This is a genomic window from Kribbella antibiotica, from assembly GCF_004349055.1.
Taxonomy (GTDB): Bacteria; Actinomycetota; Actinomycetes; order Propionibacteriales; family Kribbellaceae; genus Kribbella; species Kribbella antibiotica.
Genome location: NZ_SMKX01000108.1, coordinates 1 through 15,970, shown reverse-complemented (window position 1 = coordinate 15,970; position 15,970 = coordinate 1). Strand labels below are relative to the sequence as shown.

At 66.9% G+C, this 15,970-nt stretch carries 13 protein-coding genes; 6 read left to right on the top strand and 7 right to left on the bottom strand.

Annotated features, from left to right (window positions below):
• Positions 1-9: 9 nt before the first annotated feature.
• The 4 genes from E1263_RS29255 to sdhC are packed head-to-tail and all read right to left on the bottom strand — an operon-like array spanning position 10 to position 3,319.
• Positions 10-714: a succinate dehydrogenase iron-sulfur subunit gene (locus tag E1263_RS29255; RefSeq protein WP_132173147.1), complete on the bottom strand. Its 705-nt coding sequence runs from the start codon at positions 712-714 to the stop codon at positions 10-12.
• The gene (gene sdhA, locus E1263_RS29250; protein ID WP_132173144.1) at positions 714-2,468 is read right to left on the bottom strand and encodes a succinate dehydrogenase flavoprotein subunit; all 1,755 of its coding nucleotides are present in this window, start codon (positions 2,466-2,468) and stop codon (positions 714-716) included. Before sdhA ends, E1263_RS29255 begins: the two co-directional genes overlap by 1 nt.
• 13 nt (positions 2,469-2,481) lie before the next feature.
• On the bottom strand, positions 2,482-2,937 hold the full coding sequence (locus E1263_RS29245) for a succinate dehydrogenase hydrophobic membrane anchor subunit (RefSeq protein WP_132173142.1): 456 nt from the start codon (positions 2,935-2,937) through the stop codon (positions 2,482-2,484).
• Between the two features lie 4 nt (positions 2,938-2,941).
• The gene (sdhC, locus tag E1263_RS29240) at positions 2,942-3,319 is read right to left on the bottom strand and encodes a succinate dehydrogenase, cytochrome b556 subunit (protein WP_132173140.1); all 378 of its coding nucleotides are present in this window, start codon (positions 3,317-3,319) and stop codon (positions 2,942-2,944) included.
• Between the two features lie 281 nt (positions 3,320-3,600).
• Here sdhC and E1263_RS29235 point away from each other — a divergent pair, with 281 nt between their 5' ends.
• On the top strand, positions 3,601-4,416 hold the full coding sequence (locus tag E1263_RS29235; protein WP_132173138.1) for an MBL fold metallo-hydrolase: 816 nt from the start codon (positions 3,601-3,603) through the stop codon (positions 4,414-4,416).
• Here E1263_RS29235 and E1263_RS29230 read toward each other — a convergent pair.
• Together E1263_RS29230 and E1263_RS29225 are read right to left on the bottom strand one after the other, a co-directional pair.
• Positions 4,413-5,642: a glycosyltransferase gene (locus E1263_RS29230; RefSeq protein WP_238161626.1), complete on the bottom strand. Its 1,230-nt coding sequence runs from the start codon at positions 5,640-5,642 to the stop codon at positions 4,413-4,415. The two genes, E1263_RS29235 and E1263_RS29230, sit on opposite strands and share 4 nt — an antisense overlap.
• Positions 5,639-6,763 (bottom strand): glycosyltransferase family 4 protein, encoded by a 1,125-nt coding sequence (locus E1263_RS29225; RefSeq protein ID WP_202869107.1) that lies wholly within the window; start codon positions 6,761-6,763, stop codon positions 5,639-5,641. Before E1263_RS29225 ends, E1263_RS29230 begins: the two co-directional genes overlap by 4 nt.
• 514 nt (positions 6,764-7,277) lie before the next feature.
• Here E1263_RS29225 and E1263_RS29215 point away from each other — a divergent pair.
• Entirely contained in the window at positions 7,278-8,858 is a 1,581-nt protein-coding gene (locus tag E1263_RS29215) for an acyl-CoA mutase large subunit family protein (protein WP_132173136.1), read from the top strand.
• A 210-nt stretch (positions 8,859-9,068) separates the two neighbouring features.
• On the opposite strand, the gene E1263_RS29210 is transcribed toward E1263_RS29215, so the two are convergent.
• Positions 9,069-10,250: an amidohydrolase gene (locus tag E1263_RS29210; RefSeq protein ID WP_132173134.1), complete on the bottom strand. Its 1,182-nt coding sequence runs from the start codon at positions 10,248-10,250 to the stop codon at positions 9,069-9,071.
• Positions 10,251-10,511: 261 nt separating this feature from the next.
• On the opposite strand from E1263_RS29210, the gene E1263_RS29205 reads away from it, so the two are divergent.
• From E1263_RS29205 to E1263_RS29190, 4 genes are all read left to right on the top strand, one after another.
• Positions 10,512-11,591: a BMP family lipoprotein gene (locus E1263_RS29205; RefSeq protein ID WP_132173132.1), complete on the top strand. Its 1,080-nt coding sequence runs from the start codon at positions 10,512-10,514 to the stop codon at positions 11,589-11,591.
• Positions 11,592-11,672: 81 nt separating this feature from the next.
• Positions 11,673-13,223: an ABC transporter ATP-binding protein gene (locus E1263_RS29200; RefSeq protein ID WP_132173130.1), complete on the top strand. Its 1,551-nt coding sequence runs from the start codon at positions 11,673-11,675 to the stop codon at positions 13,221-13,223.
• On the top strand, positions 13,224-14,405 hold the full coding sequence (locus E1263_RS29195; RefSeq protein ID WP_132173128.1) for an ABC transporter permease: 1,182 nt from the start codon (positions 13,224-13,226) through the stop codon (positions 14,403-14,405). It abuts the gene before it with no gap.
• On the top strand, positions 14,402-15,685 hold the full coding sequence (locus tag E1263_RS29190) for an ABC transporter permease (protein WP_132173126.1): 1,284 nt from the start codon (positions 14,402-14,404) through the stop codon (positions 15,683-15,685). Before E1263_RS29195 ends, E1263_RS29190 begins: the two co-directional genes overlap by 4 nt.
• Positions 15,686-15,970 lie beyond the last annotated feature (285 nt).

Below are 15,970 nucleotides of genomic sequence, written 5' to 3'. Positions count from 1 at the left end.
AGAGAAGACTCAGACGCGGCGGAAGATCAGGGCTCGCTTGACTTCCTGGATGGCCTTCGTGACCTCGATGCCGCGGGGGCAGGCGTCGGTGCAGTTGAAGGTGGTGCGGCAGCGCCAGACGCCTTCTTTGTCGTTCAGGATCTCGAGCCGCTGCTCGGTGCCTTCGTCGCGGCTGTCGAAGATGAAACGGTGGGCGCCGACGATGGCCTGCGGGCCGAAGTACTGGCCGTCCGACCAGAAGACGGGACAGGACGTCGTACAGGCGGCGCAGAGGATGCACTTGGTGGTGTCGTCGAAGCGCTCCCGGTCCTCCTGGGACTGGATCCGCTCGCGGGTCGGCTCGTGGCCGCTGGTGACCAGGAACGGCATCACCGAGCGGTACGCGTCGAAGAACGGCTCCATGTCGACGACCAGGTCCTTGAGCACCGGCAGGCCCTTGATGGGCTCGACGGTGATCTCCTTCTCCGGGTTCAGGTCCTTGATCAGGGTCTTGCAGGCCAGCCGGTTGCGGCCGTTGATCCGCATCGCGTCCGAACCGCAGACACCGTGCGCGCAGGACCGCCGGAAGGTCAGTGTGCCGTCCTGCTCCCACTTGATCTTGTGCAGTGCGTCGAGCACGCGGTCGCCGGGCAGCAGCGTGACCGAGTAGGTCTTCCACTCGGACTCGTCGAGCACCTCGGGGTTGTACCGAAGGATCTTGACCTTGACGTCCATCAGTACTTCCGCTCCATCGGCTTGTAGCGAGTCTGGACGACCGGCTTGTAGTCCAGCCGGATGTTCACAGTTTCCTTACCGTCCTCGGCAACTGAGATCTCCCGGTACGCCATCGTGTGCCGCATGAAGTTCACGTCATCACGCTTGTCGTAGTCCTCGCGGAAGTGCCCGCCACGGGACTCCTTGCGGGCCAGAGCAGACACGACCAGCACTTCGGCCAGGTCGAGCAGGAAGCCGAGCTCGACCGCCTCGAGCAGGTCGGTGTTGAACCGTTTGCCCTTGTCCTGCACCGAAACCTGGGCGAATCGCCGCTTCAGGCCCTCGATGTCGGAGAGCGCCTGCTTCAGCGATCCCTCGGTCCGGTAGACCTGCGCGTTGATGTCCATCGTGGCCTGCAGGTCGGTCCGGATCGCGGCCACCCGCTCGGTACCTTCAGCGTTGCGCATGCCCTCGATCAGGTCGACCACGAAGGCCTCGGGCTCGGCGGGCAGCTCTTCGAAGACCGCGGTCGCGGCGTAGTCGGCCGCCGCGATCCCGGCCCGGCGGCCGAACACGTTGATGTCGAGCAGCGAGTTCGTGCCCAGGCGGTTCGCGCCGTGCACGGACACACACGCGACCTCACCCGCGGCGTACAGGCCGGGGATCACGTCGTCGTTGTTGGCCAGCGCCTCGCCCTTGATGTTGGTCGGGATGCCGCCCATCGCGTAGTGCGCGGTCGGGAAGACCGGGATCTGCTCGGTGTACGGCTCGACACCCAGGTAGGTCCGGGCGAACTCCGTGATGTCCGGCAGCTTGGCGTCGATGTGCGCGGGCTCGAGGTGGGTCAGGTCGAGCATCACGTACGCCTTGTCGGGCCCGCAGCCACGGCCTTCGCGCACCTCGTTGGCCATCGCGCGCGCCACCATGTCGCGCGGCGCGAGGTCCTTCACGGTCGGCGCGTAGCGCTCCATGAAGCGCTCGTTGTCCGAGTTCCGCAGGATGCCGCCCTCACCACGCGCGGCCTCCGACAGCAGTACGCCGAGGCCGGCCAGACCGGTCGGGTGGAACTGGAAGAACTCCATGTCCTCCAGGGGCAGCCCCTTGCGCCACGTGATGCCCATGCCGTCACCGGTGAGGGTGTGCGCGTTGGACGTCGTACGGAAGACCTTGCCGAAGCCGCCCGAGGCGAACACGATCGACTTGGCGCTGAAGATGTGCAGTTCGCCGGTGGCCAGCTCGTAGGCGACGACACCGGTCGCGCGCCCGCCGACCATCAGCAGGTCGAGAACGTAGAACTCGTTGAAGAACTCGACGTTCTGCTTGATGCACTGCTGGTACAGCGTCTGCAGGATCATGTGGCCGGTCCGGTCCGCGGCGAAACAAGACCGCCGTACGACGGCCTCACCGTGGTTGCGGGTGTGTCCACCGAAGAACCGCTGGTCGATCTTGCCCTCAGCGGTCCGGTTGAACGGCAGGCCCATCTTCTCCAGGTCGAGGACCGCGTCGACGGCCTCGCGGCACATCACCTCGGCCGCGTCCTGGTCGACCAGGAAGTCACCACCCTTGACCGTGTCGAAGGTGTGCCACTCCCAGTTGTCCTCCTCGACGTTGGCCAGGGCGGCACACATGCCACCCTGCGCCGCGCCGGTGTGCGACCGGGTCGGGTAGAGCTTCGTGAGCACTGCGGTCCGGGTCCGCTTGCTGGACTCCAGCGCCGCGCGCATACCGGCGCCGCCGGCGCCGACGATGACCACGTCGTACTGATGCCGCTGCATTGTGAAGCTGTCCTTACTTGCAGACCGACAGCGTGCTGCTGGGGTCGAGGCAGGGATCGAAGGTGAAGATGACCAGGGTGCCGAGGACAACGACCACGATCGAGGCCGTGATCAGCAGTGCCTTCAGCCAGAACCGCGTCTGGTCCTTCTCGGCGTAGTCGTTGATGATCGTGCGCATCCCGTTGGTGCCGTGCAGCATCGCCAGCCACAGCATCAGCAGGTCCCAGACCTGCCAGAGCGGGTTGGCCCACTTGCCGGCCACGAAAGCGAAGTCGAGGGCGGTGATGCCGCCGCCGAGCATCAGGTTCACGAACAGGTGCCCGAGGACCAGGACGACCAGGGCGAGCCCGGACAGCCGCATGAACAGCCAGCTGTAGAGCTCGAAGTTGGTCTGACCGGACCGGTTCCGGCCGCCGCCCTTGAGCGAGCGGGAGCGGGTGCTCGACCGCGGAGCTGCGATGTCGCTCATCTCGTCAGCCTCCGAAGACGTGCATCAGGTGCCGGATCACGAACGGCACGAACAGGACGACCCACACGACGCCGACACCGATCATCAGCTTGCGCTGGTTGCGGGGACCCTTGGCCCAGAAGTCGACCAGGATCAGCCGGATGCCGTTGAAGGCGTGGAACAGGATCGCTCCGACCAGTCCGACCTCCATCAGGCCGACGATCGGGTTCTTGTAGGTGCCGATGACCTCGTTGTAGGCCTCCGGTGACACCCGGACCAGAGCTGTGTCGAGCACATGCACGAGCAGGAAGAAGAAGATTCCCACCCCGGTGATCCGGTGTGCGACCCATGACCACATGCCCTCGCGGCCACGGTAGAGCGTGCCGACTGGTTTGCTGGGCAAACCGATCCTCCGATCGGATCTCGGATCGAGAGCCGGTGCGGCTGCCGCGATCGGCTCGGCCCGGTAGGAAAACCCGGCCGGGTTCGATGGTAGTCCTGCTGCCCTGCGGCTTTTGTCCTGACAGGTGTGACATCGCTCTCGCGCGTGTCGGAGGCTCCCCTCAATTGGCCCACCTGGCCGACCCGCCACTGGCCCTCGACCGATGACCCCACCGTGTTCTTGACTTCAACTGGGCTTGAGGGCACAGAGTCCGGTCACCACATCATTGGGAGGGGATCACGGTGAGTTTCTGGATCTGCGCAACCTGTGCGGTCGAACACTCCGAGCAGGTCGAGGTCTGTGCGATCTGCGCCGACGAGCGCCAGTGGGTGCCGGCCGACGGCCAGCACTGGACCACGCTCGCGGAGCTGTCCGCCGGCGGGACCGAGGTCGTCATCGAAACGGTTGAACCAGGCTTGTACGGCGTCACGTCGAAGCCGCCGGTGGGGATCGGCCAGCAATCGATGCTGGTGACAACGACCGCGGGAAACCTGTTGTGGGACCCGATCGGCTACCTGGACGACGATGCGATCAGCCGGATTCAGCACCTCGGCGAGGTCGTCGCGATCGTTGCCAGTCACCCGCATATGTACGGCGTCCAGGTCGAGTGGAGTCACCGGCTGGGCGACGTACCGGTGTATGTGTCGGAGGCGGATGCCGAGTGGGTCGCGCGGCCGGATGCGGTGATCACTCCGTGGAGTGGCGTACTCAACCCGTTGCCCGGAGTAACCGTTCTTCAACCCGGCGGTCACTTCCCCGGTAGCGCGGTCGTGCACTGGGCAGATGGTGCCGACGGCAAGGGTGTCGTGCTGTCCGGTGACACCATCTTCGCCAACCCGGATCGCACTTCGGTGAGCTTCATGCGCAGCTACCCGAACCGCATCCCGCTGTCCGGCGCGGTGGTCGACCGGGTGGCCAAAGCTTTGGACCCCTACGAGTACGACCGGCTCTACAACAACTTCGGCTCGGTGATCCCGGTCGATGCCAAGGCCGTCGTACGACGCTCTGCCGATCGCCACATGGCGTGGACGCGCGGCGACTACGACCACCTGACCTAGGCGGCTAGGCGGCTCTGGGCCAGCCGGGTGTGCAGAGCCAGCATGCGTTGGATGCAGGTATCCCAGTCGTAGAGCTCTGCGCGGCGACGCGCAGCGGCTCGGCGGTTGGGCACCTGCGCCAGCTGCAGTACGGCGTCAGCCAGGGCGACCGGGTTGGCGTGCCCCCAGCGACCACAGGTCTCGTCGACCAGTTCGCGCGCACCGCCGGTGTTCGCCGTCACAACCGGCGTACCGGCGGCAAGAGCCTCCAGTACGGCGAGGCCGAACGTCTCGCCGGGGCAGACCGAGAGGGCGATGTCCGCCTCGGCCAGATGCGTCGCCAGCTTGTGTCGACCGTCGACGTACCCGTGGAAGGTGATCGGTGCCGAGCCTGCGATGTCCAGCAGCTCGTCCAGGTGCGGACCGGTGCCGTAGACATCCATCTGCAGCTTGACCCCGCGCCGGTGCAGCTCTGCGGCGGTGGCGACTGCCAGGTGCGGGCTCTTCTCGCGGGAGAGGCGACCGGCGTGCACGAGCTTCAGTACGCCGTCATCTGCCGGTTGGCCGAGTGAGGGGTGGAAGGTGTCGAGGTCGACGCCGAGCGGGATGCGGACGAGCGGGGTGGTCACGTCGTCGAACTCGGCAGCGGCGTACCGGGACGTCACCACGACTGCGTCGTACGTGCGACTGAGGATCTTGTAGAGCGCGGCCACTGAGGCGACCACATGGAGCTGGCTGGCCTTCACACCCTCGGCGCGGCGCTGGACGCTCTCTCCGGTCCAGCGGCTGGTGTACGTGGTGACCTCGCCGAGCATCCGGCCGGGGCGCAGTACGTCGTGACCGCCGAGCTGACCGGGTCGCGCCGCACCGAGCGCCAGCATCGCGTCCAGGCGCTCATGGCTGAACAGGACAGTGCCGACGTCGTTCTTGCGGGCCCAGCGCGCGACCGGGAGCAGCGTCGACTTGTCGGAGATCTCGACCGTGGTCGGCTGGAACTTCTTCAGTACGTCGATCACGTTCCAGGGCGTGGTGATCAGGCGGTAGCCGCCACTCACCCTGGGCGCCTTCACCCGCACGACAGTGCCGAACTCGGTCTCGACGATCTCGTCCCGCTCGCCCGGGATGATGACGATCCGGTCGGCGCCGGCATCGACGTACCCCTGGCCGATGTGCTCGATCGCGGTCCGCATCCCGCCGGAAGTGGGTCCGACGAAGTTGGCCAGCTGGGCGATTCGCAGGCTGCTCACGCGACCCGCCGTACGGCGGCAGTTTCGTGCAGGACCTGGGCGTAGTGGCGGTCGACCAGGTCGTCGACGACCGCGGACCAGGTGCGGGACTGGACTCGCTGGAGACCGCTGGCAGCCATCCGGGCGCGGGCCTCGGGGTGGTCCAGGAGGGTCTTGACGGCTTGTTTCAGCGAGCCGGTCTGACCGGGTTCGAAGAGCAGGCCGTTGACGCCGTCGTGGATCAGGTCGAGGGGGCCGCCTGCGGCCGGACCGACAGTGGCTACGCCGGAAGCCTGTGCCTCCTGGATTGTCTGGCAGAAGGTCTCGTGTTCGCCGGTGTGCACGAAGACGTCCAGCCCGGCGAAGATCGAGGCCAGGTCGGCTCCCCGGCGCATCCCGAGAAAGGTTGCTTTGGGCAACGCGTGTTCGAGCGAAGCGCGGTCCGGTCCGTCGCCGACGATCACGACCCGGCAGTCCAGCTCGCTCAGCTCGGCCAGGCGCCGAACCTTCTTCTCCGCGGCCAGGCGGCCGACGTACCCGACGATCGGTTTGCCGTCCGGGGAGATCTCGCGGCGCCAGGCCTCGTTGCGGTGCTGCGGGTCGAAGAGATCGAGGTTTACGCCGCGACCCCAGTGATGGACCCGCGGTACGCCGCCCTGCACGAGGGCCTCGACCGACGCGGTGGACGGCGCGAGAGTGCGGTCGGCGCGCGAATGCGTCCGTCGTACCCAGCGCCAGATCCCACGATCGGCGGCCGCGAACCAGGGGTACTGGCGAGCGAACCCGGCGATATCGGTCTGGAAGATCGCCACCGTCGGCAGCCCGAGCCGGCGCGCAGCGCGCAGCCCGTAGGCGCCGATAATGAATGGCGAGGCCACGTGCACCAGATCAGGCTTGAACTCGGCCATCGCCCGCTCGATCGACGGATCCGGCAACCCGACCGGAAACTCCTTGTACCCCGGCGTCCGGAAGCTGCGCGCCCGGATCACCTGCACATCGCCGTAACTGTCGGGGCCCGGACCGGGCGCGATGATGAGCAGCTCGTGCCCGCGAGCACGGAGCCGGTCGGCGACATGGCGAGCCGTGTTCGCCACGCCATTGATCTGCGGCAGGAAGGTCTCGGCAACCATCACGATTCGCACACTTCGGAGGTTCCGCGCCGTGCATGAACCCTCGGCGACGTTGCCGTGACAGCTTGTGGATCCCCTGCCGAAGCATTCAAGGACGCTTGATGTCTGCCCGGTGACAAGTGGGCGTCACCACACTGCCGAAACGCAAACAGCAGGCTAGCTGTCCGGCGCGAGCAGCGGCACCGAGGGAAAGCAGCGAGCTCAGCCCTCGCCGCGCAGCAGATCCAGGATCTCGTCGGTGGCCATGCCGCTGGAGCCGCGACCACGCAGCCGGCTCGCGACCTGCTGCCCGTGGGAGCGGCTATGCGCCGCTTTGGCCCTTGGCTCTGAGCTTCATCGATGCCTCCACGGTAGGAATCCAACCAGAGGCTCTACCGGACCGGAAACTGATAGTTGCCGCCGGCGTGCCTACCTGTCGGACGCACTGGCTGCCAAGCTCGGGTTTGTGGTGCTGTGACCACAGGGTGCTTGATCTCACCAGCCTGGTGCATACCAGTGGAGGGGTGGTTCCGCCTACGGTGGGGAGATGAGTCATCGCAGTGAGTCCGGGTTCGAGTTCGAGCCGGTGTACGACGCGGGCACGCTGGACGGGTTCGACCCGGAGGCGAAGCTTGGCGAGCCGGGGCAGTACCCGTACACCCGTGGGGTGTACCCGACGATGTACACGCAGCGTCCGTGGACGATGCGTCAGTACGCCGGGTTCGGGACGGCCGCGGAGTCGAACCAGCGGTACCACCAGCTGATCGACGCCGGGACCATGGGGTTGTCGGTCGCCTTCGACCTGCCGACGCAGATGGGGTACGACTCCGACGCCACGATCGCGTCCGGCGAGGTCGGCAAGGTCGGGGTGGCGATCGACTCGATCGACGACATGCGGATCCTGTTCGACCGGATCCCGCTGGACCAGGTCTCCACCTCGATGACGATCAACGCGCCGGGCTCGGTGCTGTTGCTGCTGTACCAACTCGTCGCCGAGGAGCAAGGCGTCACCGGTGACCAGCTCACCGGGACGATCCAGAACGACGTACTGAAGGAGTACATCGCGCGGGGGACCTACATCTACCCGCCGAAGGAATCGCTGCGGCTGATCAGCGACATCTTCGCGTACTGCCAGACCGAACTGCCGCGCTGGAACACGATCTCGATCTCCGGCTACCACATGGCCGAGGCCGGTGCGACGCCTGCGCAGGAGATCGCGTTCACCCTGGCCGACGGCATCGAATACGTCCGTACGGCGGTTGCGGCCGGGCTCGACGTGGACACGTTCGCACCGCGGTTGTCGTTCTTCTTCGTGGCCCGTACGACGCTCCTCGAAGAGGTCGCGAAGTTCCGCGCCGCCCGCCGGATCTGGGCGCGGGTGATGCGGGACGAGTTCGGCGCGAAGAACCCGAAGTCGCAGATGCTGCGGTTCCACACCCAGACCGCCGGGGTGCAGTTGACCGCGCAGCAGCCGGAAATCAACCTCGTGCGAGTCGCCGTGCAGGGGTTGGCCGCCGTACTGGGTGGGACGCAGTCGCTGCACACCAACTCGTACGACGAAGCGATCGCGCTGCCGACCGAGAAAGCGGCCCGGCTGGCGCTGCGGACGCAGCAGGTGCTCGCGTATGAAACCGACATCACGGCAACGGTGGACCCGTTCGCCGGCTCGTATGTCGTCGAGGCCCTCACCGACAAGGTCGAGGCCGAGGCGGTCGAGCTGATGAACCAGGTCGAGGAGTACGGCGGTGCCGTGGCCGCGATCGAGAAGGGTTTCCAGAAGCAGGAGATCGAGCAGTCGGCGTACCGGATCTCGCTCGAGATCGACTCGGTCGAACGCGTCGTCGTCGGCATGAACAAGTTCAAGATCACCGATGAAGAACCTTACGAACCGCTCCGCGTCGACCCCGCCATCGAGGCCCAGCAGGTAGCCCGCCTGGCCAAACTCCGCGCCGAACGCGACCAGACCGAGGTCGACGAGGCCCTGGCCGAGCTCAAGAAAGCCGCCGAAGGCACCGACAACTGCCTCTACCCGATGAAGCGAGCCCTCAAAGCCCGAGCCACCGTCGGCGAGGTCAGCAACACCCTCCGCGAGGTCTGGGGCGTCTACGTCCCCGCCGACACGTTCTAGCTGCGGACGTGCATCACCCACTAAGTGCTGAAAAGACCCGGGGTACGACTGCCTTCAGGCGTGGCGCCGCGCGGCCGGGCGAGTTAGTGGGTGATGGAAGTCCGCCTGGCCAGTTCCCCGGCTGGGGGGAAGCGGCTTTGTGTTGAGTTGCTGCCTCTCAGCGGCAGTAGTCCTTCGCAAAGCGGAGCGTGAGGAGGGCGCTTGTGCGGCTCAGTCGAGGAGGGCGGCTGAGGTTAGGAGGGTGGTGGCTAGGGAGATCGACTCTTCTGAGGGGTCGAAACCCGGGGTGTGGAGGTCGCCGGTGGTGTCGAGGGTCGGCGGGCGGACGCCTAGGCGGGCCATGGCGCCGGGGACGTGCTCCAGGTACCAGGCGAAGTCTTCGCCGCCGAGCGACTGATCGGTGGGGCTGATGGCGCCGGTGCCGAGGGTTTGCTGGGCGGCAGAGCGCAGTACGTCGATCGCCGTCGGGTCGTTCATGACCGGGGGCACGCCGTGGGTGACCTCGGTGTCGACCTGGATGCCGTACGGCGCGACGAGCTGGTTGGCGAGCTTGGGGATCAGGTCGGCGGCTTGGCGCCAGGCGTTGACGTCCAGGCAGCGGAGCGTGCCTTCGGCTTCCCCTCGCGACGGGATGGCGTTGGCGGCGGAGCCGGAGGTGATGCGGCCCCAGACGAGCGACATGCCGGCGCGGGGGTCGACGCGGCGGGACAGGGCCGCCGGGAGCTCGGTCACAAGGGTGGCGAGCGCGTAGACGAGGTCGCCGGTCAGGTGCGGTCGGGAGGTGTGCCCGCCGGGCCCACTCAGCCGAACGAGGATCCGATCAGCGGCCGCGGTCAGCGCGCCGACACGGAGGCCGATCTGACCGACCTGCAAGCGCGGATCGCAGTGCACCCCATAGATACGCCGTACGCCGTCCAGCCCGCCGGCCGCGATCACGCCGAGTGCGCCACCGGGCATCACCTCTTCGGCCGGCTGGAAGATGAGCCGCACGCGCCGGTCCAGTTGCCCGTCACGCGCCATACCGGCCAGCACGAGCGCAGCGCCGACCAGGCCGGCGGTGTGGATGTCGTGACCGCAGGCGTGCGCGACGCCCTCGCTCGTCGACCGCCAGGGCGCCTCGACGCCGTCCGGGACCGGCAGCGCGTCGATGTCGGCGCGCAGCGCGACACACGAGTCGCCGGAGCCGATGTCGCAGATCAGGCCGGTGCCGGTGGGCAGCACACGCGGAGACAGGCCGGCGTCGCGAAGACGGCGTACCAGGAGCTCGGTGGTCCGGACCTCGTGCCAGCCGAGCTCGGGGTGCGCATGCAGGTCCCGCCGGAGCTCGACTGTGGTCTCGCGAACTTCCTCGACGCGCGCGAGGACGTCAGCGACCAGCAACTGATGACTCATGCCCGCGATTGTTACATGGGTCCTGAATCGTTCACCGAAGGTGACGGCAGCGCCACCACGGAGCGTGCACAGTGTGACCGGCGCCAGGCGCTCGGTGACTGCGCCGCAGGAGTTGCGGAAATGTGACGAAAGTGCCGGTCACTTTCCGGTATCGAGGTCAACTTGCCGTTCTAACTAACACTGGCCGCACCTATAGTCTGCGGATGGCACGCAGGGGCAGGCGTGCGGGCCAACAGTCTGGTACGACGAAGGAGACGTCCGGTGAAGAAGTTCGTGCGGGGAACCGCGATTGTGGGCGTTCTGACGCTCGCCGTCGCAGCTTGTGGCAGCAAGCCGGCTGAGAGCGGACCGAGCGGAGGCTCGGACAACAAGGCCTTCAAGGCCTGCATGGTCTCCGACTCCGGCGGTTTCGACGACAAGTCGTTCAACCAGACGTCGTACAAGGGTCTGCAGGACGCCGTGAAGGCCAAGGGCCTGACCGAGGTCAAGGCGGAGTCGAAGTCGGACAACGACTACCCGACCAACATGACCGCGATGGTCGCGGCCAAGTGCAACGTGATCGTGGCCGTCGGCTTCAAGCTCGAGGACGCGACCGACAAGGCCGCGAACGCGAACGCCGGCATCAAGTTCGCGATCGTGGACTCCGCTCCGGCCAAGCCGATCGCGAACGTGAAGCCGCTCGGCTTCAACACCGCGCAGTCCAGCTTCCAGGCCGGTTACCTGGCCGCGGCGATGTCCAAGTCCGGCAAGGTCGGCACCTTCGGCGGCGTCAAGATCCCGCCGGTGACGATCTTCATGGACGGGTTCGCCGAGGGCGTGGCGTACTACAACAAGCAGAAGTCGAAGAACGTCACCCTGCTCGGCTGGGACGAGGCCAAGCAGGACGGTCTGTTCACCGGTGACTTCGAGGACAAGGCCAAGGGCCAGAACAACGCGCAGAACCTGATCACCCAGGGTGCGGACATCATCTTCCCGGTGGCCGGTCCCTCGGGTCTGGGTGGCTTGCAGGCCGCCAAGGCCAGCAACGGCAAGGTGAACGCGATCTGGGTCGACACCGACGGTTGTGAGTCCGCCGCGGAGTACTGCTCGGTCCTGATCAGCAGTGTCAAGAAGGGGATGGACGTCGCCGTCCAGGACGCCATCACCTCGGTCGTCGACAACAAGTTCGACAACAAGCAGTTCATCGGAACGCTGGAGAACGGTGGCACGGCGCTGGCGCCGTTCCACGAGTTCGACAGCAAGGTCCCGGCCGAGCTGAAGACCGAACTCGAGCAGATCAAGACCGACATCATCGGCGGCAAGATCACCATCGAGTCCAAGGTGCAGCCGAAGGCGTCCTGAACCACCGCGTAGTACGGTGCGAGCCAGGAAGGCCGACCTCCCGGTCGCCTTCCTGGCTCTCGGTATGAGAAGAGGGGCTGCATGCATCTCGAGCTGTCCGGCCTGACCAAGAGCTTCGGCTCGCTGGTCGCCAACGATCACATCGACCTGGTCATCGAGCCGGGCGAGATCCACTGCCTGCTCGGTGAGAACGGCGCCGGCAAGAGCACGCTGATGAACATGCTGTACGGGCTGCTGCAGCCCGACTCCGGCGAGATCGTCATCGACGGCGAGACGGTGAAGATCACCTCGCCGAACGACGCGATCAAGCACGGCATCGGCATGGTCCACCAGCACTTCATGCTGGTCCCGGTCTTCACCGTCGCGGAGAACATCATGCTCGGCCGGGAGAACACCCACCCCGGTGGTGTGCTGGACCGCAAGAAGGCGAACAAGATCGTCACCGAGCTGTCCGAGCGGTACGGGTTCGAGGTCGATCCCGAGGCGCTGGTCGAGGACATTCCGGTCGGCGTCCAGCAGCGCGTGGAGATCATCAAGGCGCTGACGAACGACGCCAGTGTGCTGATCCTGGACGAGCCGACCGCGGTGCTCACCCCGGCCGAGATCGACGAGTTGATCGCGGTGATGCGGCAGCTCAAGGAGAACGGCACCTCGATCGTCTTCATCACCCACAAGCTCAAAGAGGTCAAGGCGATCGCGGACAAGATCACCGTGATCCGCCGCGGCAAGGTGGTCGGCCAGGCCGAGCCTTCCGCGACCGAGGAACAGTTGGCCGAGTTGATGGTCGGGCGCGCGGTCGACCTGGTCGTCGACAAGGAACCGGCACAGCCCAAGGACGCCGTACTCCGCGTCACCGGCCTGACCGTGATCGTCGAGCGCGGGTTCACCGCCGTCGACAACATCGACCTGGAGGTCCGGGCCGGCGAGATCCTCGCGGTGGCCGGGGTCCAGGGCAACGGCCAGACCGAGCTCGCCGAGGCGCTGCTCGGCCTGACCCCGATCGCGGCCGGCAGCATCACTCTCGACGGCAACGAACTGACCGGGAAGTCGACCCGGCAACGCCTCGACGCCGGTATCGGTTACGTCCCGGAGGACCGCGGGCAGGACGGCTTCGTCGGCTCGTTCACGGTCGCCGAGAACCTGGTGCTCGACCTGTTCCGCAAGGCGCCGTTCGGCAACGGGCTGGCGCTGAACACCGACGCGATCGACCAGAACGCGCACACGCGGGTGGAGGAGTACGACATCCGTACCCAGGGTGTTGACCAGCCCGTGTCGTCGCTGTCCGGTGGTAACCAGCAGAAGGTCGTGCTGGCCCGTGAGCTGTCCCGGTCGCTGAAGCTGCTGGTCGCTTCGCAGCCGACCCGCGGTGTGGACGTCGGCTCGATCGAGTTCGTGCACAGCCGGATCGTGCAGGAGCGCGACCAGGGCACCGCCGTACTGATCGTGTCCACCGAGCTGGACGAGATCGCGGCGCTGGCCGACCGGGTCGCGGTGATGTACCGCGGCAAGGTGGTCGGCGTCGTACCGGCCGACACCCCACGCGACGAGCTCGGCCTGATGATGGCCGGCGCCTCCAAGTCCGAGGCGCACGACGTCGCGATCGAGAACCCGACCACGTTGGGAACCATCTAGATGACTACAGCAACAGCGCCTCCGGCCGAGCCGCAGGAGCGGTCCGGGCTGCCGTCGTGGGCGATTCAGGGCCTCGTGTCGCTCAGCGCGATCGTGCTCGCGCTGGTGGTCGGGGCGATCCTGATCATCGTCGGCGACGACGAGGTGAAGAAGGCCGCCGGGTACTTCGGCGCGGCGCCGCTGGACACCTTCTCGGCCGCGTTCTCCGCGGTCGGCGAGGCCTACAAGGCGCTGGCGGTCGGTGCGATCGGTGGGGTCACGCCGATCAGCGAGTCGCTGACCCAGGCCACTCCGCTGATCTGCGGCGGCCTCGCGGTCTCGCTGGCCTTCCGGACTGGTCTGTTCAACATCGGCGCTCAAGGGCAGTTGATCATGGGCGCGATCCTGGCCGGGTACGTCGGGTTCGCCTGGCACCTGCCGCCGGTTCTGCACCTGATCGTCGCGATCGTGGCGGGTCTGATCGGTGGCGCGCTCTGGGGCGGTGTGGTCGGGCTGCTGAAGGCCCGCACCGGCGCCCACGAGGTGATCGTCACGATCATGCTGAACTACGTCGCGATCTACCTGCTGCAGTGGTTGCTCACGACAACGACATTCCAGCGGCCCGGGCGGGCCGACCCGATCTCGCCGGTCGTCGACGCGAACGCGCAGTACCCGCAGTTCGGTGACACCCGGCTGCACGTCGGCTTCCTGCTGGCGCTGGTCGCCGCGGTGTTCGTCTGGTGGCTGCTCAACAAGTCGACGGTCGGTTTCGAGCTGCGCGCGGTCGGTGCGAACGCAGATGCCTCAAAGACAGCCGGTATGTCGGTCGGTCGGGCTTACGTGATTGCGATGGTCGTTGCTGGTGCGCTGGCCGGTCTGGCCGGGACGCAGCAGGTGCTCGGAACCGACCTGCCGCTGACTGACGGCGTTGCCGCTTCGGTCGGGTTCGACGCGATCACAGTTGCGCTGCTCGGTCGGGGTACGCCGCTGGGCACCGTACTGGCTGGTCTGCTCTTCGGTGCTCTGAACGCAGGCGGTCTGCAGATGCAGCTCATCACACAGACCCCGCTGACACTGACAACGGTGCTGCAGGCAACGATTGTGCTGTTCGTAGCGGCTCCGGCTCTGGTCCGCTCGGTCTTCCGGTTCTTACCGAAGGATCGCGGATCCGGAACCATCCTCGCGAAGGGCTGGAACGGATGAGCGCCTCGACGGTTCAGGACGCCGTACCGGCTGCTCCGGTGGCGATCGAAGGTCCGGCGGATCGTGTTCGCCGGTTGCGCGTCGGCGGGCTGATGCTGGTCTTCGCGCTGCTCGGGCTCGGGCTGGCGATCTTCACCAAGAGCGGCAAGGCGACGTTCCAGCTGGTCTCCGGTGACCTGACGGGCAACCTGCTCGGGTTGCCGGCCCAGCCGGTCGCGCTACTGCTCGGTGCCCTCGGCGTACTGGCCGCGGTCGCCTACGTGCTGCGCAGGGTCCCGCAGACGTATTCGGGTTACCTGGCGATCATCCTCGGCGTCAGCTTCATCGGCGCCTTCCTGTGCTGGGCGGCGGCCGGCAAGGTCTTCCCGCTGGCCAACCAGTTCCAGGGCACGCTGAACTTCGCCACCCCGCTGATCCTCGGTGCGCTCGCCGGAGTGCTGTGCGAGCGGGCCGGTGTCATCAACATCGCGATCGAGGGCCAGTTCCTGGTCGGCGCGTTCACGGCGGCCGTCGTCGCCAGTACGACGGGGAGCGCGGTCGCGGCGTTGATCGCGGCGGCGGCATCAGGCGTACTGATGGCTTTGCTGCTCGCGGTGTTCTCGATCAAGTACCTGGTGAACCAGGTCGTGCTCGGCGTCGTGCTGGTCGTGTTCGCGACCGGTGTCACCGGATTCCTGTACGACCAGTTCCTGCAGGAGGACTCGGCCAAGCTGAACACGCCGGATGTGCTGTCGGCCGTGAAGATCCCCGGGCTGGGCGACATTCCGTTCATCGGGCCGATCCTGTTCAACCAGACCGTGCTGGTCTACCTGACCTACATCGCGGTCGGGGTCGTCACCTTCGTGCTCTTCCAGACCCGCTGGGGTCTGCGCGTCCGCGCCGTCGGCGAACACCCGAAGGCCGCCGACACGGTCGGTATCAGGGTCAAGCGCATCCGGTACTCCGCCGTACTGTGGGCCGGTGTTCTCGCCGGTCTCGGAGGCGCGTTCTTCACGGTCGGGTACGCCGGGTCGTTCACGAAGGAGATGACCGCCGGCAACGGCTTCATCGCGCTGGCCGCCCTCATCATGGGCCGCTGGCACCCGATCGGCGCGATGGTCGCAGCCCTCTTCTTCGGCTTCGCCACCCAGTTGCAGTCGCAGCTCCAGATCATCCAGACCCCGATCCCCGGCGAACTCCTCCTGATGGCCCCCTACCTCGCCACGATCATCGCGGTCGCCGGCCTGGTCGGCCGAGTCCGAGCCCCCAAGGCAGACGGCGAGCCCTACGTCACCGAATAACCCGCCCCGTCCCCGTTCCAGGCGATCCCCATTTGGTGGGCTGGCCCATCCCGTTGTGGGTGGGCTAGCCGCATGCGGTGGGCTCACCCACACTCGGGTGGGTCAGCCCATCAAATTGGGGCGGCGGGGCCACCAGGCAGGTTGGCCGAGGTGGACCGGGCCCTAGCGGGGTGGGCGGTTCGGCGTTTGGTGGGCCGGCCTATCGCGTTGTGGGTGGGCTAGTCGCATGCGGTGGGCTCACCCACACTGGCGTGGGTCAGCCCATCAAATGGGGCTGGGGTTGGA

Bases quoted from the DNA above. Each gene is read 5' to 3' on its own strand.
- E1263_RS29255 (WP_132173147.1), bottom strand. From the start codon at position 714: ATGGACGTCAAGGTCAAGATCCTTCGGTACAACCCCGAGGTGCTCGAC.
- sdhA (WP_132173144.1), bottom strand. From the start codon at position 2,468: ATGCAGCGGCATCAGTACGACGTGGTCATCGTCGGCGCCGGCGGCGCC.
- E1263_RS29245 (WP_132173142.1), bottom strand. From the start codon at position 2,937: ATGAGCGACATCGCAGCTCCGCGGTCGAGCACCCGCTCCCGCTCGCTC.
- E1263_RS29215 (WP_132173136.1), top strand. From the start codon at position 7,278: ATGAGTCATCGCAGTGAGTCCGGGTTCGAGTTCGAGCCGGTGTACGAC.
- E1263_RS29210 (WP_132173134.1), bottom strand. From the start codon at position 10,250: ATGAGTCATCAGTTGCTGGTCGCTGACGTCCTCGCGCGCGTCGAGGAA.
- E1263_RS29200 (WP_132173130.1), top strand. From the start codon at position 11,673: ATGCATCTCGAGCTGTCCGGCCTGACCAAGAGCTTCGGCTCGCTGGTC.
- E1263_RS29195 (WP_132173128.1), top strand. From the start codon at position 13,224: ATGACTACAGCAACAGCGCCTCCGGCCGAGCCGCAGGAGCGGTCCGGG.
- E1263_RS29190 (WP_132173126.1), top strand. From the start codon at position 14,402: ATGAGCGCCTCGACGGTTCAGGACGCCGTACCGGCTGCTCCGGTGGCG.